The sequence below is a fragment of the Amycolatopsis sp. 195334CR genome (genome assembly GCF_017309385.1).
Classification (GTDB): domain Bacteria; phylum Actinomycetota; class Actinomycetes; order Mycobacteriales; family Pseudonocardiaceae; genus Amycolatopsis.
Window position 1 is genome coordinate 277,159 of record NZ_JAFJMJ010000002.1, and the last position, 23,182, is coordinate 300,340.

General features: G+C 73.1%; 20 protein-coding genes. 8 read left to right on the top strand and 12 right to left on the bottom strand.

Annotated elements, in window-relative coordinates:
* Positions 1–12: 12 nt before the first annotated feature.
* Positions 13–3,198: an arabinosyltransferase domain-containing protein gene (locus tag JYK18_RS24060; protein WP_206804939.1), complete on the bottom strand. Its 3,186-nt coding sequence runs from the start codon at positions 3,196–3,198 to the stop codon at positions 13–15.
* A gap of 91 nt (positions 3,199–3,289) precedes the next feature.
* Positions 3,290–4,063: a cobalt-precorrin-6A reductase gene (locus JYK18_RS24065; RefSeq protein WP_307796031.1), complete on the bottom strand. Its 774-nt coding sequence runs from the start codon at positions 4,061–4,063 to the stop codon at positions 3,290–3,292.
* 93 nt (positions 4,064–4,156) lie between these two features.
* Here JYK18_RS24065 and JYK18_RS24070 point away from each other — a divergent pair, with 93 nt between their 5' ends.
* Positions 4,157–5,806, top strand: coding sequence for a protein-arginine deiminase family protein (locus tag JYK18_RS24070; RefSeq protein ID WP_206804941.1), 1,650 nt, complete (start codon positions 4,157–4,159; stop codon positions 5,804–5,806).
* A gap of 6 nt (positions 5,807–5,812) precedes the next feature.
* On the opposite strand, the gene cobM is transcribed toward JYK18_RS24070, so the two are convergent.
* Complete coding sequence (gene cobM, locus JYK18_RS24075) at positions 5,813–6,574, bottom strand: precorrin-4 C(11)-methyltransferase (protein ID WP_206804943.1); 762 nt, start codon at positions 6,572–6,574, stop codon at positions 5,813–5,815.
* On the bottom strand, positions 6,571–7,740 hold the full coding sequence (cbiE, locus tag JYK18_RS24080) for a precorrin-6y C5,15-methyltransferase (decarboxylating) subunit CbiE (protein WP_307796032.1): 1,170 nt from the start codon (positions 7,738–7,740) through the stop codon (positions 6,571–6,573). The genes cobM and cbiE overlap by 4 nt, the downstream gene beginning before the upstream one ends.
* A gap of 123 nt (positions 7,741–7,863) precedes the next feature.
* Here cbiE and JYK18_RS24085 point away from each other — a divergent pair, with 123 nt between their 5' ends.
* Genes JYK18_RS24085 through cobC form a run of 4 tightly spaced genes read left to right on the top strand, consistent with a single transcriptional unit; the run spans position 7,864 to position 12,770 of the window.
* Positions 7,864–9,816, top strand: coding sequence for a putative cobaltochelatase (locus tag JYK18_RS24085; protein WP_206804945.1), 1,953 nt, complete (start codon positions 7,864–7,866; stop codon positions 9,814–9,816).
* Entirely contained in the window at positions 9,816–10,430 is a 615-nt protein-coding gene (cobO, locus tag JYK18_RS24090) for a cob(I)yrinic acid a,c-diamide adenosyltransferase (RefSeq protein ID WP_206804963.1), read from the top strand. Before JYK18_RS24085 ends, cobO begins: the two co-directional genes overlap by 1 nt.
* Positions 10,424–11,761, top strand: a complete 1,338-nt coding sequence (locus tag JYK18_RS24095; protein ID WP_206804965.1) for a cobyrinate a,c-diamide synthase — start codon at positions 10,424–10,426, stop codon at positions 11,759–11,761. The genes cobO and JYK18_RS24095 overlap by 7 nt, the downstream gene beginning before the upstream one ends.
* Positions 11,754–12,770, top strand: a complete 1,017-nt coding sequence (gene cobC, locus JYK18_RS24100; protein ID WP_206804967.1) for an Rv2231c family pyridoxal phosphate-dependent protein CobC — start codon at positions 11,754–11,756, stop codon at positions 12,768–12,770. The genes JYK18_RS24095 and cobC overlap by 8 nt, the downstream gene beginning before the upstream one ends.
* On the opposite strand, the gene JYK18_RS24105 is transcribed toward cobC, so the two are convergent.
* The 3 genes from JYK18_RS24105 to JYK18_RS24115 are packed head-to-tail and all read right to left on the bottom strand — an operon-like array spanning position 12,739 to position 15,168.
* Positions 12,739–13,485: an adenosylcobinamide-GDP ribazoletransferase gene (locus JYK18_RS24105; protein ID WP_242582027.1), complete on the bottom strand. Its 747-nt coding sequence runs from the start codon at positions 13,483–13,485 to the stop codon at positions 12,739–12,741. The genes cobC and JYK18_RS24105 overlap by 32 nt on opposite strands.
* Before the next feature lie 34 nt (positions 13,486–13,519).
* Positions 13,520–14,536, bottom strand: coding sequence for a nicotinate-nucleotide--dimethylbenzimidazole phosphoribosyltransferase (cobT, locus tag JYK18_RS24110; protein ID WP_206804976.1), 1,017 nt, complete (start codon positions 14,534–14,536; stop codon positions 13,520–13,522).
* Positions 14,533–15,168 carry a bifunctional adenosylcobinamide kinase/adenosylcobinamide-phosphate guanylyltransferase gene (locus tag JYK18_RS24115; protein ID WP_374195062.1) on the bottom strand — a complete coding sequence of 212 codons (636 nt, stop codon included), beginning with the start codon at positions 15,166–15,168 and terminating at the stop codon, positions 14,533–14,535. Before JYK18_RS24115 ends, cobT begins: the two co-directional genes overlap by 4 nt.
* A 38-nt stretch (positions 15,169–15,206) precedes the next feature.
* Between JYK18_RS24115 and JYK18_RS24120 the strand changes: the two genes are divergently transcribed.
* On the top strand, positions 15,207–16,148 hold the full coding sequence (locus tag JYK18_RS24120; RefSeq protein ID WP_242582634.1) for a cobalamin biosynthesis protein: 942 nt from the start codon (positions 15,207–15,209) through the stop codon (positions 16,146–16,148).
* The gene (locus tag JYK18_RS24125; protein ID WP_206804980.1) at positions 16,145–17,614 is read left to right on the top strand and encodes a cobyric acid synthase; all 1,470 of its coding nucleotides are present in this window, start codon (positions 16,145–16,147) and stop codon (positions 17,612–17,614) included. The genes JYK18_RS24120 and JYK18_RS24125 overlap by 4 nt, the downstream gene beginning before the upstream one ends.
* Positions 17,615–17,633: 19 nt before the next feature.
* On the opposite strand, the gene JYK18_RS24130 is transcribed toward JYK18_RS24125, so the two are convergent.
* The 4 genes from JYK18_RS24130 to JYK18_RS24145 all read right to left on the bottom strand — a co-directional run bounded on the left by JYK18_RS24130 (position 17,634) and on the right by JYK18_RS24145 (position 21,101).
* Positions 17,634–18,359 (bottom strand): CbtA family protein, encoded by a 726-nt coding sequence (locus tag JYK18_RS24130; RefSeq protein ID WP_206804982.1) that lies wholly within the window; start codon positions 18,357–18,359, stop codon positions 17,634–17,636.
* A 13-nt stretch (positions 18,360–18,372) separates the two neighbouring features.
* Positions 18,373–18,585 (bottom strand): CbtB-domain containing protein, encoded by a 213-nt coding sequence (locus JYK18_RS24135; protein ID WP_206804985.1) that lies wholly within the window; start codon positions 18,583–18,585, stop codon positions 18,373–18,375.
* A 150-nt stretch (positions 18,586–18,735) separates the two neighbouring features.
* A complete protein-coding gene (locus JYK18_RS24140) occupies positions 18,736–19,632 on the bottom strand; it encodes an alpha/beta hydrolase (RefSeq protein WP_307796033.1) in 897 nt (298 codons plus the stop codon).
* Positions 19,629–21,101, bottom strand: coding sequence for a wax ester/triacylglycerol synthase family O-acyltransferase (locus JYK18_RS24145; RefSeq protein WP_206804987.1), 1,473 nt, complete (start codon positions 21,099–21,101; stop codon positions 19,629–19,631). The genes JYK18_RS24140 and JYK18_RS24145 overlap by 4 nt, the downstream gene beginning before the upstream one ends.
* A 122-nt stretch (positions 21,102–21,223) precedes the next feature.
* Here JYK18_RS24145 and folP point away from each other — a divergent pair, with 122 nt between their 5' ends.
* Positions 21,224–22,036 carry a dihydropteroate synthase gene (folP, locus tag JYK18_RS24150; RefSeq protein ID WP_206808089.1) on the top strand — a complete coding sequence of 271 codons (813 nt, stop codon included), beginning with the start codon at positions 21,224–21,226 and terminating at the stop codon, positions 22,034–22,036.
* A gap of 12 nt (positions 22,037–22,048) precedes the next feature.
* Here the strand turns inward: folP and JYK18_RS24155 are convergent, their stop codons facing one another.
* Entirely contained in the window at positions 22,049–23,182 is a 1,134-nt protein-coding gene (locus tag JYK18_RS24155) for a sulfotransferase (protein ID WP_206804989.1), read from the bottom strand.

Genomic DNA, 23,182 nt, shown 5'->3' on the forward strand with positions numbered 1-23,182 from the left:
GGACGGGGTCGGCTACCGCGTCGGCTGGGTGCCGTCCGGCTGGGCCGGCCCCGGGCCCGGGGACCACCAGCCCGAGTGCACCTCCTGGCCCCGGATCACCATCGGCGGCGCGCCGTCGGTGTACGGCTCCAGTTGCTTCAGCACCCCCCACGGCGCCCCCGGCTGGCCCATCAGGAAGCTCGGCACCTCCGGCTGGTCGGCGACCTCCTCCAGGAAGCCGTTCGGCCCGCCGGTCTTGCTGCCCGCCCAGTCCGCCTCGAACGCCAGGTCACCGGCGGTCACCCGGTACGACGGCACCTCGGCGATCCCGTCCCGCACCTTCATCGGGTTCATGCACGGGTACACGAACGAGGCCGGCCAGTCCAGGTACACCGGCGCGTCGCCGACCCGCTCGGTCAGCGTGGTGAACGTCGGCACGCGGGGCGCGGTGGCCGCCACCCAGCCGTCCTCGGTGAGGTCGTTGTCGGCCGCGACCACCCGGACCGAGGACACCTCGGGCGGCAGGAAGTCCAGTCCGATCCGCACGTCGTTCCAGCGGAAGTTGCCGCCACCGGGCACCAGCACCGGCAGGCTGCGGACGGTCTTCATGCCCTCGTCGGTCTCCGCGCCGAACTCCAGGTCCACCGTGGTGGCCTTGGTCGGCGGCGACATGGTGGCGATCACGATCTGCCCACCGGCCGGCCGCTCGGACAGGTCGTACCAGTCGCTGCGCAGCCGCCCGATCGGGCTCTCCTTGGTCCGGTAGCTGCTCCACATCGGCACGGTGTCGGTCTTGAACCCGTGCGGTGGCTCGTCGAGCGGGTCGTTGGTGTCGATCGGCTCGCGGTGGAACCCGGACTGCACCGGCCCGTTCTCCAGCTCGGGCAACGGGAGCGCGTTCTCGTCGGCCGGCTCCGGCTGCTCGATCGGCGCGGTGGCCTGCTTGTCCGGCGGCAGCGCGGACAGCACGCTGGACACCGGCTCCCGCTCCACCATCACGTGGTCGGACAGGTTGCAGCTGCGCCCGAACAGGTGCCCGAAGTTCGCCGCGCCCAGGCTGTAGCTGGACCGCTGGGTCTGGATCGCCCAGGCCATCGAGGCGAACTCGGCGGTGGCCATCAGGCCGCACACCACCACCAGCGACAGCGAGCCGAGCTTCAGCGCCCGCCCGCGTTCCTTCTCCTGCTGGATGCCGAACATCCGGTCCGGCCGCTGCGCGCGCACGTTCTCCATGAACGCCACCACCGCCGAGATCGCCGCGGCGACCAGCAGGATGGTGGACAGGTTCACGCCCTGGATGGTCGGCGCCTGCGCGGCCCACGGCACACCCATGTTCGAGACGAACCAGTACGCGTTCGGCCCGGTCATCGCCAGTGCCGCGACCACCAGCAACCCGGCCAGGAACCCGGCCCGGTTGCGTTTCGAGCGCAGCACGGTGGAACTGGTGGCCAGCGCGGTCAGCGCCGCCATCGCCGCGCCGACCGCGGCGAACGCGCCGAAGTGGTGCGTCCACTTCGTCGGCGTCAGCGCCAGCAGCAGGAAGAACAGCGCGACCGTGCCGATCAGCCGCCGCGACGGGCCGAGCGCGGCACCCGGGATCCGCCCGCGGCGCAGCAGCACCACCAGGCAGGCGCCGGTGCACAGCAGCACCAGCAGCACCGGGAACCGGCGGGCGGCCGAACCGTCCGCGGTGGGGCTGAACAGCAGTTCGTAGCGGGACAGCTCCTCGAACCACGACAGGCTGGGGCCGACCTTGCTGCGGATGCGGGTGGCCTCCTGCACGGTGGCGAAGGTCTGGTCGGCGAAGACCACCACCAGCACCATCAGCCCGGCCGCGAAGATCGGCGCGAGCACCGCCGACCAGCTGCCCCGCGCCCGCTGCTTGAGCAGGTGGAACAGCGGGCGGCCGGCGACCAGGAACGGGGCCACCGCGATCAGCCCGGTCGGCGTGGCGGCCAGCGTCAGCGCGGCGGCGATCAGGCCGAGGCACAGCGGCAGCAGCCGCCGGGTGACCAGTGCGCGTTCCACCGCGCAGATCGCCAGCAGCGAGCCGACCGCGGCCACCGGCTCCGGCCGGACCCCGTTGTTGAACGGCATCCACCAGACCAGGAACACCGCGGCGGCGGCCCAGCCCGCCGCGCGGCTGGTGCGCACCTGGGTGCCCAGGCGCGGCATCACCTCGCGGCTGATCAGCAGCCAGCTGATCACGCCGAGCAGGAACGAGGGCAGGCGGATCCACGGCGGCACCACGCTGACGTGCGACATCAGCTCGTAGACGTGGTAGAACCAGCCGAACGGCGCCTCCGCCACGCCGAACCACCGGTGGTAGTTCGCCAGGAAACCGGCGTCCTCGGTGACCCTGGACATGGTCAGGATGTAGCCGTCGTCCGAGGTCACCGGGCCGATGAAGACCCACACCCCGAGCGCGACGATGACCGTGGTGTCGCGGCCGGTCAGCCGCCACCAGCCGACCGGCGCCCACTTGGGCGCGCGCCGGGCGACCCGCGAGTCGAGCCGGTTCACCGCGATCAGGCAGCCGATCAGGGAGAGCACGCAGAGCACGCTGACCGCGGTCTTCCAGCCGGTCGGCGAGGACTGGTAGCGGGTGTCCGGGGTGACCGAGACGTCCAGGCCGGTGATCGGGTCCTGCTCGGCGGTGATGTCGGTGTAGATGCCGACCACCCGCGGGCGCACGTCGTTCGAGTCGGTGTAGAGCACCTGCCCGGCCACCGTGATGGTGGTGGCGTGCACGGTGGAGGAGACGCCGATGTCGCAGTTCTCCGGCGGCAGCGGCTGGCGGGCCAGCTGCTGCGCCCGGTTCGACACGATCAGCAGCCCGTTGTCCACCTGCAGCTGCATGCCGGTGCCCTCGGGCACCCTGGCCTCGGGCACGGTGGAGAACAGCATCGCCGGGCCGTCGGTGCGCTGGTCGAGCGAGCGCACGGTGTCGCACGGGAAGCTGGCGCTCAGGTCCTGGGCCCAGTACGCGGTGAGCGGGGCGTTGACCTGGCTGGTGTCACCGTTGGCCGGCCAGGCGATGCGCGCGGTGTCCTGCACCACGGGCATGAAGGGGACCGCCAGCGCACAGGCGGCGGACAACAGGCCGAGGGTGATGGCGAGCAGGCGCCACACTCGAATGCGGCTGCTTTCCGGGGTGTTGTGCTCCGGATCTGTCGCCTGGTCAGGCTCGGCCGAACGGCTACGGGTCGCGATCGGCATCGCGACAACGCTAGCGCCCGCCCGGATGGGCCTTGCGCGGGGATACCGGATTCCCCTGGTTCGCGCACGGTGGCCACACCGGCACGACCGGTTAGTCCGCTTGCCGTAGTGACTCGGGGGCGGTCTCCACGGCCGGTGGGCGCAGCCACTCCAGTGCGGCCTCCACGGTGGCGACCGTGTGCGGTGCCCCGGCCGGGGCGGGCCGCCGGACCAGCACCACCGGCAGGCCCAGCCGGCGCGCCGCGTGCAGTTTCGCGGCGGTCATGCCGCCGCCGCTGTCCTTGGTGACGAGCACCTCGATCCGGCGCGTGCGCAGCAGCTCGATCTCGCCCCCCACCTGGTACGGACCGCGGTTGAGCAGCAGTTCGTGCTGCCGCGGCAGCGGCGGCTCCGGCGGGTCCACGCAGCGGATGAGGAACCACAGGTCGTCCAGGTGCGCGAAGGCCGGGAGGCCCTGGCGGCCGCTGGTGAGGAACACGCGACGGCCCAGCCCCGGCAGCAGGTCCGCGGCTTCGGGCAGCGACGACGCCCAGTGCCAGTCGTCCCCGGGTGAGGCCTGCCACCCCGGGCGTTCGAGCCGGAGCAACGGGACCCCGGCCTGACCGGTGGCGGCCACCGCCGAGGCGGACATGCGTTCCGCGAACGGATGGGTCGCGTCGACCACCGCGCCGACGCCCTGCTCGGCCAGCCACGCGGCGAGCCCGTCCGGACCGCCGAAGCCGCCGACGCGCACCTCACCGACCGGCAGGCGCGGGCGCGCCACCCGCCCGGCCAGCGAGGACACCACCGGCACCCCGCGCTCGGCCAGCGCGACGGCCAGCGCCCGCGCCTCCGCGGTGCCTCCGAGGATGAGGACCTTCTCCACCCCGATCTCCTCCCAACGACCGATGCCGCCCGCCGCCGATCTTCCTACCGTTCGGAGGCGGCCGTTCGAGGGCCATCGGAAAGGGGCTGATCAGTGGGGATCCGGGGGATCGTGCTCACCGCGCTGGTGGTGGGCGCTTCGGTGGTCGTGCCGGGGGTCGCGACCGCCACACCGAAGTTGACCGGCGAGGGCGTGTTCCTGCCGAACCTGGACGACGACACCAGCCGGTGCGCGCTCGAACCGGGCGACCTGGACCGGCCGGGGCTCGAGGTCGACCGTCGGCTGGCGGCCTGCCACGACGCCGCCGACGAGGTGGTCAACGGCAGGCGCGACGAGGACGACCTGACCAAACTGCGGCTGAAGGGGAGCGAAGCCGCGCGGGTCGAGGTCGACCGGGGCGAGTACCTGCGGGTGTTCGTCCGGCGCGGTGGGCAGTACCGCGTGCTGGCACCGGGGGAGGTGCTCACGGCGCGGGAGATGCGGACCGGGGTGGATGTCGCGGTGGAGGGCCGCGACATCGTCCGCGACGCGGCGAAGTGGGACGGCCGGGTGCGCCTCACCGTGCGCTCGGCCGGGCGGGCGGTGGTCCGGGAACTGCGGGTGGCGCCGCTGCTGTTCCAGCACGACCTGCTGCCCGCGACCACGGTGTTCGCCGCGAAACCGGGGGAGGGGCCCGGGTGGCCGGTCGAGGGGCTGCCACCCGGGCATCCCGGTGAGTGGGACCGGTTCAGCGGCACGCTCCGGCAGGCGACCGCCGGCGTGCCGACGCGGTTCATCGCGGGCAGCAGCCTGTGGTGGAAGGACGTCTGGATGCAGGACCTGTTCGAACCGGCGGTGGCGAGCAACGGGCGGCAGACCATGCGCGTGGCGATCCGGTCGGCCAACAAGTGGGACGCGGGCGAGCCGACGCTGCGCCCGGCCGGGCGCCTGCTCTTCCGCGACTTCCGCGGGCCGGACGTCGGCGTGGTGCAGGAGTTCACCGACGGCCCGCCCGCCGACGCCTGGACCGACCAGCGCAACGCCACCGGCAACTTCGAGGCGCTGCCGCCGTACCGCGGTTATCCGAAGGGGCGGATCTACTACGGCACGGGCGACAGGAAGCCGGACGCGGCGTTCCTGCGGATGCTCGGCGCGCAGGGGCAGCAGCCGCCGGTGGCGATCGACACGTCGTGGCTGATGGTCGGCCACGTCGACGAGACGCTGCACGTGGTGCGGGCGGACAACGCGCGGGGCTGGACGCTGATGGTGGCCGACCCGCGGTTGGCGGAAAGCCTGCTGCGCCAAGCGAACGGGACGGGCACCCGGTTGTTCGAAGGCACGAACCACGAGTACCAGCCGACCGTGGAGGAACTGCTGGGGAACGCGGATTTCCTGGCGCAGAACGAGACCGCGGCCCGGCACATCGACGATCAGGTGGCGATCATGCTGCGGGAGACGGGATTGCGGGCCGACGAGCTGGTGCGCGTGCCGGTGCTGTTCCACGAATCCCAGCGCGCGCCCGGCCTGGTGGCGCTGGCCCCGGCGGTCACCAACGGCCTGTCGGTGACCGCGGACCGGTACGCCGCGCCGGACCCGCACGGCCCGGTCGTCGGCGGCCGGGACCTGTTCAAGGCGGCCACCGAGCGTGCCCTGCGCGGCATCCGGGTGAACTGGGTGGAGGACGTGTTCTGGGCCCACGTCGGCGGTGGCGAGGTGCACTGCACCACCAACGCCTGGCGGGATACGAGGCCTCTCACCGGCTGAGCCCGGTTAGAGCGAGTCCGGTTGCCGGGAGCGGTCCCGGGCCGCCGAGTACAGGAAGCTGTCCGGGAACTTCTCCGCCGCCAGCGTCCGGCCGACGAAGATCACCGCGGCCCGGCCGATGCCCGCCTCCCGCACCTGCGAGGGCAGCGAGGCGAGCGTGCCGCGCAGGATCTTCTGGCCGGGTTGTGAGGCGTGCGCGACCACGGCCGCCGGGCAGTCCTCGCCGTAGTGCGGGATCAGCTCGGCGGCCACCCGGTCGATCTTGGTGATGGCCAGGTGCACCGCGAGCGTGGTGCCGCTGGCGGCGAAGGTGGCCAGGTCCTCCCCGGGCGGCATCGAGGTCGACCGCGCCTGCACCCGGGTGATCACCAGGCTCTGCCCCACCTCGGGCACGGTCAGCTCGCGGTTCAGCACGGCCGCCGCGGCGGCGAACGCGGGCACGCCCGGCACCACGTCGTAGGGCACCCCCGCCGCGTCGAGGCGGCGCATCTGCTCGGCGACCGTGCTGTACAGCGAAGGATCACCGGAGGTCAGCCGCGCGACGTCGTGGCCGTCGGCGTGCGCGGCGGTCAGCTCACCGATGATCTCGTCCAGGCTCAGGTTCGCCGTGTCCACCACGCGCGCGCCCGGCGGGCAGTGCGCGAGCAGGTCGGGCGGGGTCAGGCTGCCCGGGTACAGGCACACCGCGCAGGCGGCGAGCAGGTCGCGCCCGCGCACGGTGATCAGGTCGGCGGCACCGGGTCCGGCGCCGATGAAGTGCACGGTCATCGGGTGAAGCTCCACTGGGTCACGGTGCGGGCGGGGGTCCAGCCGGTGAACCCGCCGAGCGGCGCCGCCTGCTCGACGGCCAGCCGCAGCAGGTCACCGCCGTGGCGGGCGTACGCGCCGGCGAGCACGGTCTCGGTTTCCAGGGTGACGCCGTTGGCGACCACCTTCGGCGCGTGCAGGCAGGCGTCCAGCACCTCGGAAGTGATGCCGCCGCCGAGGAACACCGCGTCGGGCACCGGGAGGCCGTCGAGCGCGTCCGGCGCCGCACCGGTCACCACGCGCAGTTCCGGCACGCCGAGGCGTTGGGCGTTCCGGGTGATGCGCGCCGCTCGATCGGGGTCGCGTTCGATCGCGATGGCGCGGTTGTCCGGGTGCGCGCGGGACCATTCGATGGCGACGCTGCCCGAACCGGCGCCCACGTCCCACAGCAGCTGCCCGGGCAGCGGGCCGAGCCGGGCCAGGGTGACCGCGCGGACGTCGCGTTTGGTCAGCTGGCCGTCGTGCTCGAAGGCGTGGTCGGGCAGGCCGGTGCGCGGCAGCGGTTCACCCTTGGTCTCGCATTCGATCGCGACCACGTTCAGCGCCGCGCCCGGCGGGTGGTCCCAGCCGTCGGCGAGCCCGCTGAACCGCCGTTCGGCCGGTCCGCCGAGTTCCTCCAGCACGGTGAACCGGCTCGGCCCGTACCCGGCTTCGGTGAGCTGCGCGGCGAGCACCGCCGGGGTGGTGGCGTCCTCGCTGAGCACCAGGAGCCGCGCGCCCGGCGCCAGCGCGCGGTTCACCCGGTGGGGCGAGCGGCCGACCACGCTGATCACCTCGGTGCTCTCGGCGGACCACTTCAGCCGCGCCCTGGCCAGTGCCGGTGACGACAGCGCGGGCAGCACCTCCAGCTCGCCGAACCGGCGCGCCAGCGTGGTGCCGATGCCGGACAGCATCGGGTCGCCGCTGGCCAGCACGCACACGCGGCGGCCGTGGTGCTCGGCGAAGAGCGCGTCGAGGTGGGGCAGCAGCGGACTGGGCCACGCCACCTTGACGGCCCGGCTGCCCGGCACCAGGTCCAGCTGGCGCGGGCCGCCGATGAGCACCTCGGCGGCCTCCACCGCCGCGCGCGCCGGACCGGAGAGCCCGGCCCAGCCGTCGGCTCCCACGCCTACCACGGTGATCTGCACGGTGGTTGACGGTAAACCCGTCGTGCGGCGGGCGCGGGGTCAGACTTCTCACGTCTTCGGCGGCGGTTCGCTGTGCGATGATCGGCGAGGGCTGTTTTCTCGGGCAGGCGTTGGGAGTTGTGCATGCGGGCGTTCCCGTTCACCGCGGTGGTCGGCCTGGCCGACCTGCGACTGGCGCTGGTGCTTTCGGCGGTGTCCCCGGCCATCGGCGGGGTGCTGGTCCGCGGCGAGAAGGGCACCGCGAAGTCGACCATGGTGCGGGCGCTGGCCGGGTTGCTGCCGCCGGTGGACGTGGTGACCGGGTGCCGGTTCTCGTGTGACCCCGCCGCTCCCGATCCCGCCTGCCCGGACGGACCGCACGACGCCGGTGCCCCCGCCGAACGCCGCCCGGCCCGGTTGGTCGAACTGCCCGTGGGCGCCGCCGAAGACCGGGTGATCGGTTCGCTGGACCTGGAACGCGCGCTGGGCGAAGGCGTCACCGGCTACCAGCCGGGACTGCTCGCCGCCGCGCATCGCGGGCTGCTCTACGTCGACGAGGTCAACCTGCTGCACGACCACCTGGTCGACGCGCTGCTGGACGCCGCGGCGATGGGACGCGCGACCGTGGAGCGCGAAGGCGTTTCCGTCTCGCACGCCTCGCGGTTCGTGCTGATCGGGACGATGAACCCGGAGGAGGGCGAACTCCGGCCGCAGCTGCTGGACCGGTTCGGGCTGACCGTCGAGGTGCGCACCAGCCGCGAGCCGTCCGAACGCGTCGAGGTGGTGCGACGGCGCCTGGCCTACGAAGCCGACCCCGACGGGTTCGCTGCCCGGTACGACGAAGCCGAAGCCGCGCTGGCCGTGCGGATCGCCGACGCCCGCCGCGGGCTGCCCGCGGTCACCCTCGACGACGCCGCGTTGTTGCAGATCGCCGAGGTCTGCGCCTCCTTCGACGTCGACGGGATGCGGGCGGACATCGTCACCGCGCGAACCGCCGCCGCGCACGCCGCTTGGTCCGGTCGCACCGAAGTGACTACAGAGGACATTCGCGTGGCGGCCCGGCTGGCCCTGCCGCACCGCCGTCGCCGCAACCCGTTCGACGCGCCCGGTATCGACGAAGAGCAGCTGGACCAGGCCCTGCGTGACGCCGAGCCGGAACCGCCGACCGACGGACCGGACGACGACGGCCCCGGCTCGGGTGACACACCACCTTCGGCGGAAGCCGAGCCGCAGAAGCAAGAAACCCCGGAACAAGCACCGCAAGGTCCACAGCAGACGGTCGGCGCGGGCCAGCCGTTCCGCGCCCGTCTGTTCACTGTGGACGGAACCGGCGAAGGCGCGCACGGCCGCCGCTCGCGCTCGCTCACCGACAGCGGCCGCACCATCGGTGTCAAACCGCCCAGCGTGCGCGAAGGCCGCCCGCACCTCCCGGCCACCGTGCTGGCCGCGGCCCCGCACCAGCGGGCACGCGGGCGCAGCGGGGCGGGTCTCGAACTGCGGTCGCGGGACCTGCGGTTCGCGCTCCGGGAAGGGCGCGAGGGCAACCTGGTGCTGTTCTGCGTGGATTCCTCGGGCTCGATGGGCGCGCGATCGCGCATGAGCGAGGTCAAGGCGGCCGTGCTGTCGCTGCTGCTGGACGCCTACCAGCGGCGCGACAAGGTCGGCCTGGTCACCTTCCGCGCGTCGGCCGCCGAACTGGCGCTGCCGCCGACGATCAGCGTGGACGCGGCCGCGTCCCGCCTCGAATCGCTGCCCACCGGCGGCCGGACCCCGCTGGCCGAAGGCCTGCTGCGGGCCGCCGAAGCGCTGCGCGTGGAGTCCATTCGCGACCCCCGCCGCCGCCCGCTGCTCGTGGTGGTCACCGACGGCCGGGCGACCAGCGGCCCGGACGCCGTGGCCAGGTCGCACGCCGCCGCGGACCTGATCGCGCGGCAGGGCGTCGCGTCGGTGGTGATGGACTGCGAAAGCGGGCGCATGCGGCTCGGCCTGGCCGGGGAACTGGCCGCCCGGCTGGGCGCCGAGCACGTGCCGCTGGGCGAGGTCGCCGCGGACTCGCTGGCCGGCGCGGTGCGCGCGCGGACGGGCCGGGCCGCCTGATGCCGAAGGGAAAGCCGGAGTACGTGCCGGACGACGGGCTGACCACCCGCCAGCGCCGCAACCGGCCGCTGCTGATCGTGCACACCGGCGCGATGAAGGGGAAGTCCACCGCGGCCTTCGGCATGGCGCTGCGGGCGTGGAACCAGGGCTGGTCGATCGGCGTGTTCCAGTTCGTCAAGTCGGCGAAGTGGAAGGTCGGCGAGGAGGCCGCGCTGCGCGCGCTCGGTGAGGTGCACGCGAACACCGGCCAGGGCGGGCCGGTCGAGTGGCACAAGATGGGCGAGGGCTGGAGCTGGTCGCGCAAGGCGGGCACCGAGGAGGACCACGCGGCCAACGCCCGCGAGGGCTGGGCGGAGATCGCCCGCCGGATCGCCGCCGGGCAGCACGACTTCTACGTGCTCGACGAGTTCAACTACCCGCTGCACTGGGGCTGGATCGACGTCGGCGAGGTGGTCGAGGTCCTGCGGGACCGCCCCGGCCGCCAGCACGTGGTGATCACCGGCCGCAACGCGCCGCCGGCGCTGGTCGAGGCCGCCGATCTGGTGGTGGAGATGACCAAGGTGAAGCACCCGATGGACGCCGGGCAGAAGGGCCAGCGAGGCATCGAATGGTGACCCTGCCGCGGGTCGTGATCGCTGCGCCCGCCTCCGGGCACGGCAAGACGACCGTGGCGTCGGGGCTGATGGCGGCCCTGCGGCGACGCGGGTTCGCGGTGTCCGGGCACAAGGTCGGGCCGGACTACATCGATCCGAGCTACCACGCGCTGGCCACCGGGCGCCCCGGCCGCAACCTCGATCCGTACCTGCAGCGCGAGGAACTGGTCGCGCCGCTGCTGCTGCACGGGGCGTCCGGTGCCGAGATCGCGGTGATCGAAGGCGTGATGGGCCTGTTCGACGGGGCGCTGGGCACCGAGGGCTACGCCTCGACCGCGCACGTGGCCAGGCTGGTCGACGCGCCGGTGGTGCTGGTGGTCGACGCGAGCGCGGCGAGCCGCAGCGTGGCCGCGACGGTGTACGGTTTCGCCCACTTCGACCCGCGCGTGCGGCTGGCCGGGGTCATCCTGAACAAACTGGGTTCCGAGCGGCACGAGCGCGAGATCCGGGAAGCGATCGGGAAAACCGGGATCCCGGTGCTGGGCGCGCTGCGCCGCTCCGACGACGTGCATTCGCCGAGCCGCCACCTCGGGCTGGTGCCGATGGCCGAACGCGCCCGCGAAGGCGCGGTCATGGTGGACCGGCTCGCCGCCTGGATCGAGTCCGGCGTGGACATCGAGGCCGTGGTGCGGGCGGCTCGTGAAGCCCCCGCGGTGGCAGCGGAACCGTGGTCACCGCCGGAGCCGGTGCCGGGGCCGCGGGCCGTGGTGGCGGCGGCCGGGGGTGAGGCGTTCTCCTTCCGGTACGCCGAAACCGGCGAGGTGCTGGCCGCGCTCGGGGTCGATCTGGTGGACCTCGACCCGATCAACGACACGCGGTTGCCGGACGGCTGCGCCGGGTTGTACTTCGGCGGTGGTTTCCCCGAGGTGCACGCGGAAGCCTTGTCCGCCAACGAATCCCTGCGCACCCAGGTCGCCGCGGCGGTGTCCGGTGGGCTGCCGGTGGTCGCCGAATGCGCCGGGCTGCTGTACCTGTGCCGTGAGTTGGACGGCCTGCCGATGACCGGTGTGCTCCCGGCGACGGCCAGGATGACCAAGCGTGGCGCGCTCGGCTACCGCACGGCGACGGCGGTCGCGGACAACCTCCTCGCCTCGCGTGGTGACCAGGTGACCGGGCACGAGTTCCACCGGACCGAGGTGCTGCCCGACGGGCCGTTCGCTGCCGCGTGGCGCTGGAACGACGCCGAGCACGGGTACTCCTCGCCCACGCTGAACGCGTCCTACCTGCACGTCCACTGGGCGGGGCATCCGGCGAGGGCGGCGGCCTTCGCCCGCGCGGTGCGCCGTGGTTGACCTGTGGCACCACGGGGATCGGGAGGTCGGGCCGGGGCTGGTCGATCTCGCGGTCAACGTGCGGCTGGCCGAACCGCCCGGCTGGCTGATCGCCGAACTCAGCGCCGCGCTGCCCCGGCTGGCCGCCTACCCCGACGCCACTGAGGCGACCGAGGCGGTGGCCGCGCGGCACGGCCGGTCTCGCGACGAGGTGCTGGTGACCTCCGGTGCCGCCGAAGCGTTCACCCTGGTCGCGCGCGGGCTTGGCGCGCGCCGGGCGAGCGTGGTGCACCCGCAGTTCACCGAGCCGGAGGCCGCGCTGCTGGCCGCGGAGGTGCCCGTGTCGCGGGTGTTGTTGCGGCCGGAGAACGGTTTTGTGCTCGGCCCGGTGCCCGAGGACGCGGATCTGGTGGTGGTCGGCAACCCGACGAACCCGACTTCGGTGCTGCACCCGGCCGGGTCGCTGCGCGCGTTGTGCCGTCCTGGCCGGGTGGTCGTGGTGGACGAGGCGTTCCTCGATTCGGTGCCGGGGGAACCGGAGTCGCTGGCGGGCTCGCCGGTGCCGGGGTTGCTGGTGATCCGCAGCCTGACCAAGACGTGGGGGATCGCGGGCCTGCGCGCGGGGTATGTGCTCGGGCCGCCGGAGTTGATCGAGCGGTTGCGCGCGGTGCAGCCGCCGTGGTCGGTCTCCGCGCCGGCGGCGGTGGCCGTGGTGGCGTGCTGCCGTCCCGCCGCGGTGAAGGAGGCCGACGAACTGGCGGTGGCTTCCGAGGCCGATCGGGAGTTCCTGCTGGCGGGGCTGCGGGAGCTCGGGGTGGCCGTGCACGGGGTGCCGCGGGCGCCTTTTGTGCTGGGCGAATTCCGTGACGGGGCCCGGCTGCGCGAACGGTTGCGCGATCGGGGTTACGCGGTGCGCCGGGCGGACACGTTTCCCGGGCTCGGGCCGGACTGGCTGCGCGTCGCCGTGCGGTCGCGGCCGGTCATGGCGGAGTTCCTGACTACGTTGAAAGAACTAACAACGCCGCGGTGACGCCGGTCTCCACGCACGCGCCGAGCACGTCGCCGGTGATGCCGCCGAGTCGTTTGGTGCACCGCCACAGCAGTAGCCCGCCCGCGCACACCGCTGCGGCCACCGCGAGAAGCCCTTGCCACCAGGGCAAACCGGCGAAGGTGCCGCCCCAGGCCGCCAGCCCGGCGCACGCGGTGACCGAAACGACGGCACCGAGCACCGGCACCGACCCCGCGACGGTGGCGCCCAACCCCTCCGGCCGCGCCGACGGCACCCCGCGCGCACAGGCGACCGCGAGCAGCCCCCGCCCCGCCACCACCGCGACGACGATGGCCACGATGCCGTGGCCCGCGTCGATCGCGCCCGCGAGCGCTCCACATTGGACGATGAGGGTGAGGAGGAGGGTGGCCACGCCGCTGGGGCCGGAATCGCCCTTGCGCATGATGGTCAGCGCTCGCTCGCGGTCGTAGGAGGCGGCGAGACCGTCGGCGGTGTCGGACAGCCCGTCCAGATGCAACCCGCGACTACCGAGGGCGATGGCCCCCAGCGCGAGCGCGGCCAGCGGCAACGCGGGCAGCGGCAACAGGGTGATCGCGGCGCCGACGAGGGCCAGCGGCAGGACCGCAAGGGGCGCCAGCAACATCGCCCCGCGGGCCACGCGCCCGTCGATCACGCCGGGGGCGGGTACGGGCAGCACCGTCAACGTACCCACCGCCATGCGCAGGGCGTCGCGCATCAGGTGCGCCGAAAGCAGGACAACCGTGATCGCGTCACGTCAGGTCAGCCAGCGAACTCATCTCGGCGAGCACCGCCCTCGCTGCCCGCAGCACCGGCACCGCCTGCACCGCGCCGCTGCCTTCGCCCAGGCGCAGCCCCAGGTCCAGGATCGGCTCCAGCCCGAGCGCCTTGAGCGCGTACGCCTGCGACGGCTCCGTCGACCGGTGCCCGGCGAGCCACCACGCCACCGCCCCCGGTGCGATGTCCTGCGCGACCAGCGCCGCCGCGCCGGAGAACACGCCGTCCAGTACCACCGGCACCCCGCGCACCGCGCCCTGCACGAGAAAGCCCGCCGTCGCGGCGGCGCAGGCGCTGCCGAGCGCGGTGAGCCGGTCGAACGGGTCGTCCGCACGCTCACCCGCCCGCGCCAGCGCGGCCGTGACGGCCTCGACCTTGCGCGCCCGCCCGGCTTCGTCGACACCCGTGCCGGTGCCGACCACCTCCGACGCCGGCAGACCCAGCCGCGCGGCCACCAGCGCCGCCGCGACCGTGGTGTTCCCGATCCCCATGTCCCCGGGGATGAGCAGGTCGGCACCGTCGTCGATCTCGGCGTCGGCGATCCGGCGCCCCGCGTCGAAGGCCCGGCTCGCCTCCCCGGGCGCCAGCGCGTCCTCACGATCGATCGAGCCCGAACCGCGGCGGATCTTGTACGCGGTGACCTCGTCCGGCAGCCCGTCCGCGTCCACCGCGAGGTCGAACACCCGCACCTTCGCCCCGACCTGCCGCGCGAGCACGGTCACCCCGCTCGTCCCGGCGAGGAACACCTGCACCATCGCCGCGGTGATCTCGCGCGGGTACGCCGAGACCGCCGACGCGGTGATCCCGTGGTCCCCGGCGAACACCGCGACCCGCACGTCGGCGAGTTCCCGCGGCGGCACCGCGTCGTGCGCCGCGCTCAGCCAGGCCGCCAGTTCCTCCAGGCGACCCAGCGAGCCCAGCGGTTTCACCAGGCCGTCCAACCGGGCCAGCGCTTCTTCCCGCGCTGCCGCCGAGGGGGGTGTGATCTTCACTGCCCATCCTTCCCGGAGAGTTCGAGCACCCGGCCGGCGACCACCAGCACCACCTGGTCCGAATGCGCGGCGACTTCGCTGTTCAGCGCGCCGAGCACGTCGCGGAACACGCGGCCGGAGAAGGTCCCCGGCACCACGCCGCTGCCGACCTCGTTGCTCACCGCGACCACCGGCACCCGCGCGGTCCGCCACGCGTCGACGAAGTCGAGCAGGTGCTCGTCGAGCCGTTGCTGCCAGCCGTCGGCCTGGTCCCAGGCGCCGACCTCGCCGAGCACCCGCGACAACCAGGTGCCGAAGCAGTCGATCAGCACCGGGGCGGACGCGGTCCGCAGCGCACCGGCCAGATCGGCCGTCTCGACCGTGCGCCAGCCCGCCGGTCTGCGCGCGCGGTGGGCCGCCACCCTGGCCGCCCACTCGGGGTCGTCGTCGCTGGGCGGCAGCCCGGTGGCCAGGTAGACCACGTGCGGGTGCCGCGCCAGCAGCCGTTCGGCATGCCGCGATTTGCCCGACCGGACGCCGCCGAGCACCAGAACCTTGCCGTTCTGGCCGTGGGCGAACCGGCGCAACGCCCTCGCGCCGGCGTCCAGGCGGGCGGCCGCGAGCCGGGCCACGCGCCGCAGGTGCGTACTCATGCTGGGCATTCTGGCCCACCGGCTAGGCTCGCACAGTGCTGCATCCGGTGGATCAAGACCGCTACCGGCCGCGACTCCCGGTTCGGGCGGCTGGGCTGCTCGCCGGGTACGCCGCCGACCGCGTGTTCGGCGACCCGCGCCGGGCGCACCCGGTGGCCTGGTTCGGCAGCCTGGCCACGGCGGTGGAACGGCGGATCTGGGCGGATTCCCGCCCGCGCGGCATGCTTCACCTGCTCATCTGTACCGCAACGGCCACCGGTCTCGGGGTAGTGGCCGAGCGTGTCGCCCCGGCGCCGCTGCGCTTCCTCGCCACCGCGACCGCCACCTGGGTGGTGCTCGGCGGCCGTGGGCTCGCCACCGAGGGCACCGCGATGGCGGACCTGGTCGAAGCCGGTGATCTGGACGGCGCCCGCGCGCGGCTGTCCCACCTGTGCGGCCGCGACGCCGCCGAGCTCGACCTCGGCGAACTCACCCGCGCGGCCACCGAGTCCATCGCCGAGAACACCTCCGACGCCGTGGTCGCGCCGCTGTTCTGGGGTGCGCTCGCCGGGATCCCGGGCCTGCTCGGCTACCGCGCGCTGAACACCTTGGACGCGATGGTCGGCCACCGCTCGCCCCGGTACGAGCGCTTCGGCTGGGCGTCCGCGCGCGCCGACGACGTCGCGAACCTGATCCCGTCCCGGGCGGCCGCCCTGTGCACCGCGGTGTGTGCCGGTCGTGACGCGCGGCGCGTGCTCCGGGTGTGGCGGCGGGACGCCGGGGTCCACCCGAGTCCGAACGCGGGCCAGGTGGAAGCCGCCTTCGCCGGCGCGCTCGGCGTCCGGCTCGGCGGGGTGAACCGCTACGGCGGTGCGGTGTCCGAACGCGGTCATCTCGGTGACGGTCCTCCTCCGGAACCGGCCGACCTGCGCCGGTCCGTGCGGTTGTCACTGGCGGTCGGGGCGCTGGCGGCGCTCGCGGCCGCGGCGGTGGCCCGATGAGCGGGCTGCTGGTCGCCGGGACCACTTCGGACGCGGGCAAGAGCCTGGTCGCCGCCGCGCTCGGGCGCTGGCTGGCCCGCCGCGGCGTGCGCGTGGCGCCGTTCAAGGCGCAGAACATGTCGAACAACTCGATGGTCTGCGCCGACGGCGCCGAGATCGGGCGCGCGCAGTGGCTGCAGGCGCGGGCGTGCCGCGTCGAGCCGGAAGCCGCGATGAACCCGGTGCTGCTCAAACCGGGCAGCGACCGCCGCAGCCACGTGATCGCGCTCGGCAAACCGTTCGGCACGCTGGAGGCGGGGGAGTTCGCCACCGGCCGCGCCGGGCTCGCGCAGCTCGCCTTCGGGGCGTTGCGCGAGCTGCGCACCCGGTTCGACGTGGTCATCTGCGAGGGCGCGGGCAGCCCGGCGGAGATCAACCTGCGCGCGGGCGACTACGTGAACATGGGCCTCGCGCGCGAGGCCCGGCTGCCGGTGCTGGTGGTCGGCGACATCGACCGCGGCGGGGTGTTCGCCGCCATGTACGGCACGCTGGCGCTGCTCGAACCCGAGGACCAGGAACTGATCGCGGGCTGGGTGGTGAACAAGTTCCGCGGTGATCCGGCCCTGCTCAAACCCGGGCTGGACGCGCTGGAGGAACGCACCGGCCGCCCGTTCTACGGTGTGCTGCCGTGGCTCGACGGGGTGTGGATCGATTCGGAGGACGCGCTGGCCGTGGCGGGCTGGCGCGGCGACCGCACGCGGGTCTCCGGCCGCCGTCCGCTGCGTGTCGCGGTGGTGCGCTTTCCCCGTGCCTCCAACGCGACCGACGTGGACGCGCTCGCCGCCGAACCGGGCGTGGAGGTCACCGTCACCGCCGATCCGGACGTGGTCGCGGGCGCGGACGTGGTGGTGCTGCCGGGCAGCCGGGCCACTGTGGACGACCTGCGCTGGCTGACCGACCGCGGCCTGGCCGAGGTGGTCAGGGCACGCGCGGCCGACGGGCGCCCGGTGCTCGGCATCTGCGGCGGGCACCAGATGCTCGCGCGCCGCATCGCCGACGACGTGGAATCCGGCGCCGGGGTGGTCGACGGGCTGGGGCTGCTGCCCACCTCGGTCACCTTCGACGCGGCGAAGGTGCTCGGGCGGCCACGCGGTGAATGGCGCGGACATCCAGTCCACGCCTACGAAATCCACCACGGCACCGTCCACTTGGAAGGGTCCGCCGAGCCGTTCCTCGACGGCTGGCGGCAGGGTTCGGTCTGGGGCACCACCTGGCACGGCGCCTTCGACAACGACGCCTTCCGCCGCGCGTGGCTCACCGCCGCCGCCGAGCAGGCGGGCACCACCTGGGCACCCGCCGCCGGCGCGCGGAGCTTTTCCCTGCTGCGGGAGGAAATGCTCGACCGGCTGGCGGACGCGGTCGAGGAACACCTCGACACGCGCCGCCTGCTGGAGCTGATCGAGTCGACCGGGTCCGCCGTCGGCTGAGTGCCCGTCCGACTGGAACTCATCGAGCGAGCCGGCTCTCCCGGTTCGTGAGCACCTTCTCCGCCAGCGCCCCGAAGACCAGGCCGAGCGCCACCCACAACACCAGTTGCGTGCCGAGCGAGGCGATCCGGAAGGTCCACAACGTGGAACCCGGGAAGCCGTCCGGCACCTCGTCGATCGACGGCATCAGCGCGGCCGTCACCGAAACCAGCGCCACGTAGGCGCCCGCCCCGGCCAGCCCGCCGTTCCAGCCGCCGATCCGCCGGCCCAGCACGGCCGCGCCGATGGCGAAAACCAGTGACAGCGCGACAAAACCGAAGTACAGCGCGGTCCGGTCGCCGATGGTCTCGCTCTGCCCGACCGCGGGCGGGTTCGCCGGGTACTTCAGGAACGGCACCCCGACGACCACGACGAACGTGGCCACCGCGAGCAGTGCGGACAACGCCCGCGGCCGCAGCGAACCCAAGCGGCCGTAGGAAAAGGCGAACGCGAGCGAGAAGAGCCCGCCACCGGCGATCGCGTACGCGCCGACGCCGATCAACAGCCCGAGCGTGCTCTGCACGTCCCGGCTGACGAGTTCGGTTTCCTCGTCGCCGTGGGAATGCTCGTGGGAGTGGGCGCCCGCTTCCTCGATGCCGATCGCGGCGTCGACCGGTGGTTCACCGACGAAGAAGGCGAAAACGGCCGCGAGCACACCGGCGGCCAGGCCCGCGAGCAAGCCGCGGACCAGCAAGGTCCTCATCATGACGCGCCCGCGCTCAGTGGCAGGGGAAGGCGAGCAGGTGACGGCCGTCGTGCACGAACTCGTGCACGTAACCGTTGGAGAACAGGGCGAGCGCGCCCTGCTCGGTGCTGACGAAGTAGAGCACCACCAGCGCGAGCACGCTGATGAACACGGCCCACGGCAGGATCTCGCGGATCGGGATGCGGAGCTCGGGCGTGACGGGAAGGGGAACCGCTGCTGGGGTCACGGGGAAACCTCCTTGGGCTTTCGCGGCCCGGTCGGTGTGCGCGACGGCGGCGGGTCTGACTCCCGTGGGGCGGTTACAGTGGCGCGACCGTGCGGATTCTCACCGGCTTCCGGCCACCGTCGCATGGCCGACCGAGCGTAAGGAGCCCGCTCAGGCGGTGTCAATGTGACGATCGGCTACGGATTCCGCGCGATCGGCCGTCCGGGTGATGCCGTTGACGAACCGCGGCCACAGCTCCGGCGGGGTGTCATGTCCCATTCCTGGCACCATGTCCAGTTCCGCGCCGGGAATGGCGCGGGCGGTGGCCCGGCCGCCCGACGGGTTCACCAGCGGGTCCGCCGCGCCGTGCACGACCAGCGCCGGCACGCGCAGCTTCCGCAGTCCGGCGGTCCGGTCGGGGGCGGCCATGATGGCGCCGAGGTGGCGGATCGTGCCCGCCGGGTTCGCGCCGCGGTCGTAGGTGGTCGCCGCGCGGGCCCGCAGCCGTTCCTCCTGCGCCGGGTAACCGGGCGAGCCGATCACCCGGAACGTCCGGATCATCTGCTCGATGTAGGCCTCGCGGTCCTTCGCGGCCGGTTGCAGCAGCGCCTTCATCGCCCGCGGGCTGGGCAGGCCGACCAGCTTGCTGCCGGTGGTGGACATGATCGAGGTCAGCGAGCGCACGCGCGACGGGTGCCGGATGGCCAGCGTCTGCGCGATCATGCCGCCCATCGAGACCCCGGCCACGTGCGCCGCCGGGATGTCCAGCGCGTCCAGCAGCGCGGCGGCGTCGTCGGCGAGATCGGTCAGCTGGTACGGCGAGCGGCGCAGCAGGAGCGCGGGCAGCAGCCCGGCGCGGCCGTGCATCGCGGTGGAGCGGCCGGTGTCGCGGTTGTCGTAGCGGATCACCCGGAAGCCGCGGTCGGCGAGCTGCTCGCAGAACTCCTCGTCCCACCAGGTCATCGGGCCGCCGAGGCCCATGATCAGCAGCAGCGGGCGCGCGTCCGGCTCGCCGAAGACCTCGTAGCAGAGTTCGATCCCGTTCGCCTCGACCGTGCGCTCGTTCACCGTGCCCCTTCCTCGTCGGCCAGCTTGCCCAGCTCGTCCAGCCCGTCGCGGAGGTAGTCGATCAGGCTCCAGACGTCCGGCACCAGCTCGCGGCAGACGACGATGCCGAAGTCCAGCTTGCCGTCGTAGCTCATCACGGTGATGTTGATCCCGCCACTCGCGTCGGTGATCGCCGAGACCGGGTAGTGGCCGAGCAGTTTCGCGCCCGCGGTGTAGAGCGGCATCTGCACGCCCGGCACGTTCGACACCACCAGGTTGACCAGCGGCGAGGTGGCCCCGGCGAACTTCATCAGCGCGCGGGCCGACAGCGCGCCGAGCGCGGCGGGCAGCATGGCGCTGAAGTCGACCAGCCAGGAGGCGGGCAGCGGCCGGTACCGCTGCTTGGCCGCGGCCATCGCCGAGACCACCTCGTCCAGCCGGGCCTTCGGATCGGCGATGTGCACCGGCAGCGGCGCCAGCATCACCGAGATCTGGTTGCCCGCGGTGCCCGCCTGCTGCGGGGTGCGCACCGACAGCGGGACCAGGGTGACCAGCGGGGTCGCCGGGATGGCCTGGTGCTCGGCCAGCCAGCGGTGCAGTGCCGAGGCGCACAGGGCCATCACCACGTCGTTGACCGTGTGGCCGAAGGCGTTCTTGACCCGCTTGACCTCGTCGAGCGGCAGCGAGCCGTAGGCGAACCGGCGGTGCTGGGTGATCGGGCCGTTGAACGGGGTGTGCGGCGGGACCAGGACGGGGCGTTCGGCTTCGTGGCGGCCGGGGCCGAGCTTGGCCGCTCTGGCCAGCCTCCCGGTGGCCTTCGCCAGGGCGGCGGCACCCGGAATCCGGGCCGCGCCGGGGAGTTCGTCCAGGTGCGGGAGCATTTTCGGGACGGACAGGGCGATCTTGACCGGCTGGAGGGCGAGCCTGCGGGCGGCGGTGGCGAGCAGCGACAGCCGTGGCGGCGGGCCTTCGACCTGACGGCTGCCCGGCGGGTCGACGTGGCGTGGTTCCGGGGTGAGGTCCATCAGCACGCCGAGCAGCTCCGCGCCGGAGACGCCGTCGATCGCGGCGTGGTGGACCTTGGTGTAGAGCGCGATGCGGCCGTGTTCGAGGCCCTGGATGAGGTAGGCCTCCCAGAGCGGGCGGCGCCGGTCCAGCGGGCGCGCGGCGATCCGGGCCACCTGCTCGGCGAGTTGCTGGTCGTTGCCGGGGGCGGGCAGCGCGATTTCGCGGACGTGGTACTCGAGGTCGAAGTCGGCGTCTTCGACCCAGTAGGGGTGGTCGAGGTTCAGCGGGACTTCGAGCAGGCGCCAGTGGAGCGGGCCGGCCAGGTGCAGGCGCTTGGCGATCAGCGCCCGGATGTCCTCGACGGTGACCAGGCCCCGGGGCGCGGTCGACGGGTCGAGGATCGACAGGCCGCCGACGTGGCCGGTGGTGGTGGCGGATTCGGCGTTCAGGAACTGCACGTCGAGCGCGCTCAGCTGACGCATCCCAGGCCTCCTCGGTAGTGGTCCCGGCACTGTCTGGAATCGTATCCCGCGTGACTACCGACGAGGGAACTCGCGCGCTGTGCTTCCGCGGCCGCCGGATCGTCACCGACCGCGCGCTGGTGATGGCGATCGTCAACCGCACGCCCGACTCGTTCTACGACCGGGGGGCGACGTTCAGCGACGAGAAGGCGCTGGCCGCGGTCGACCGCGCCGTGGCCGAGGGCGCGGACCTGGTGGACATCGGCGGGGTGAAGGCCGGGCCGGGCGACGAGGTGACCGTCGAGGAGGAGATCCGGCGGGTGGTGCCGCTGGTGGCGGCGGTGCGGTCGCGGCACCCGGACCTGGTGATCAGCGTCGACACGTGGCGGGCTTCGGTCGGCCGGGCGGCCTGCCTGGAGGGGGCCGACCTGCTGAACGACACCTGGGCGGGGGCGGATCCGGGGTTGGTGGAGGTCGCGGCGGAGTTCGGGACCGGGTACGTGTGCTCGCACACGGGAAACGCGGTGCCGCGGACCCGGCCGTTCCGGGTGCGGTATCCGGATGTGGTGGCCGAGGTGATCGAAGAGACCGTCCTGCGGGCTGAAGCGGCGGTGGTCCTGGGGGTGCCGCGGGAGGGGATTCTGATCGATCCCACGCATGATTTCGGGAAGAACACCTGGCACAGCCTGGCTTTGCTGAGGTACGCGGATCGGCTGGCGGCGACCGGGTGGCCGGTGTTGATGGCGTTGTCCAACAAGGACTTCGTGGGGGAGACGCTGGGGGTCGAGCTGGAGGAGCGGGTGGACGGGACGCTGGCCGCCACGGCGTTGGCGGCGGCGGATGGGGCGCGGGTCTTTCGGGCGCACGAGGTGAAAAGGACGCTGCAGGTGCTGGAGATGGTGGCTTCGATCAAGGGGAACCGGCCACCTTCCCGGGCGATCCGGGGGCTTGCTTGACAGGGGTGTCTGTCAGTCCGGGAAGGCGGCGTCCACATCCGCTTCGGTGAGGCCGAAGTCCGACAGTTGATACCGGTGCGCGGGGGCCCGGGCGCCTGAACGGCTTTCGGCGTGCAGGGCGACCATGCGGGCCCGGGCGTCCTCGGACAGGTGGAGGCCGAAGTGCCGGTAGAGCCCTTCCACCGTGCCGATGGGGTCGCCGACGAAGTCTTCGTACTGGACGTCGTAGAACTGGGACGCGTCGTGGCACGCGCGGGCCGAGCGGAAGTCCGACAAACCCCGGGACCACAGGGCCAGCTGGCTTCGGCCGACCACCTCGCCCTTGAACGCGGTGGACCAGTCCGCTGCCGCGTTTTCGTTCAGGCTGCAGACCGAGGCGATGGCGGTGCGGGGGGCCCGGTGCGTCTGGACCACCAGCGCGTCCGGGTAGACCGTGAGCAGTTCGTCCAGTGCGAACAAGTGGCTCGGGTTCTTCAGCACCCAACGTCGATCGGCGTCGTTCAGGCCGATCAGGCGGAGGACATCGCGGTGCCTGCGGTACGCGGTGGTCCAGTCCTGCCCGCGCAACCAGTCCGAATAGGACGGGACGTGCGCCAGGCATTCGAACGAGATCGAGCGCATCGACTGCCGCAGCAGTTGCCAGCATTCTTCGACCTGCTCGGCCGAGCTGTAGTGCAGCCCCATGAACTCCGGGTGTTCCTGGTGGTGCTGCTCGTACCCGGCCTGGATGCGGGCGAAAACCGGGTTCGACTCCCAGGTTTCACGCGGCGGGCGTGGTTGCGGGAACTCGGTGAGCCACAGTTCCGGGCCCTGGTGCGCGGGATCGGCGGTGAGCAGCCGGTGCAGGGCGGTGGTGCCGGTGCGCGGCAACCCCGTGACGAAGATCGGGCGCTCGACGGGGACGTCCGCGTAGGCCGGGTTTTGCTTCCAGCCCGCTTCACTGAGCAGCCGCGCCATGAGGGCGCCGCGGAGGAAGGCGCGTTTGATCTTCTTGCCGAACGGAGTCAGTTCCGCCTCGCGCTCGTACGCCTCCAACAGCACCGCGAGGCCTTCGGTGTAGTCGTCCTCGCCGAAGTCCGCCAGGCCGGTCACCTTGGTGGCCGACGCGTGCAGGTCCTCGACCGTGCCGACCGAATCCCGTTCCAT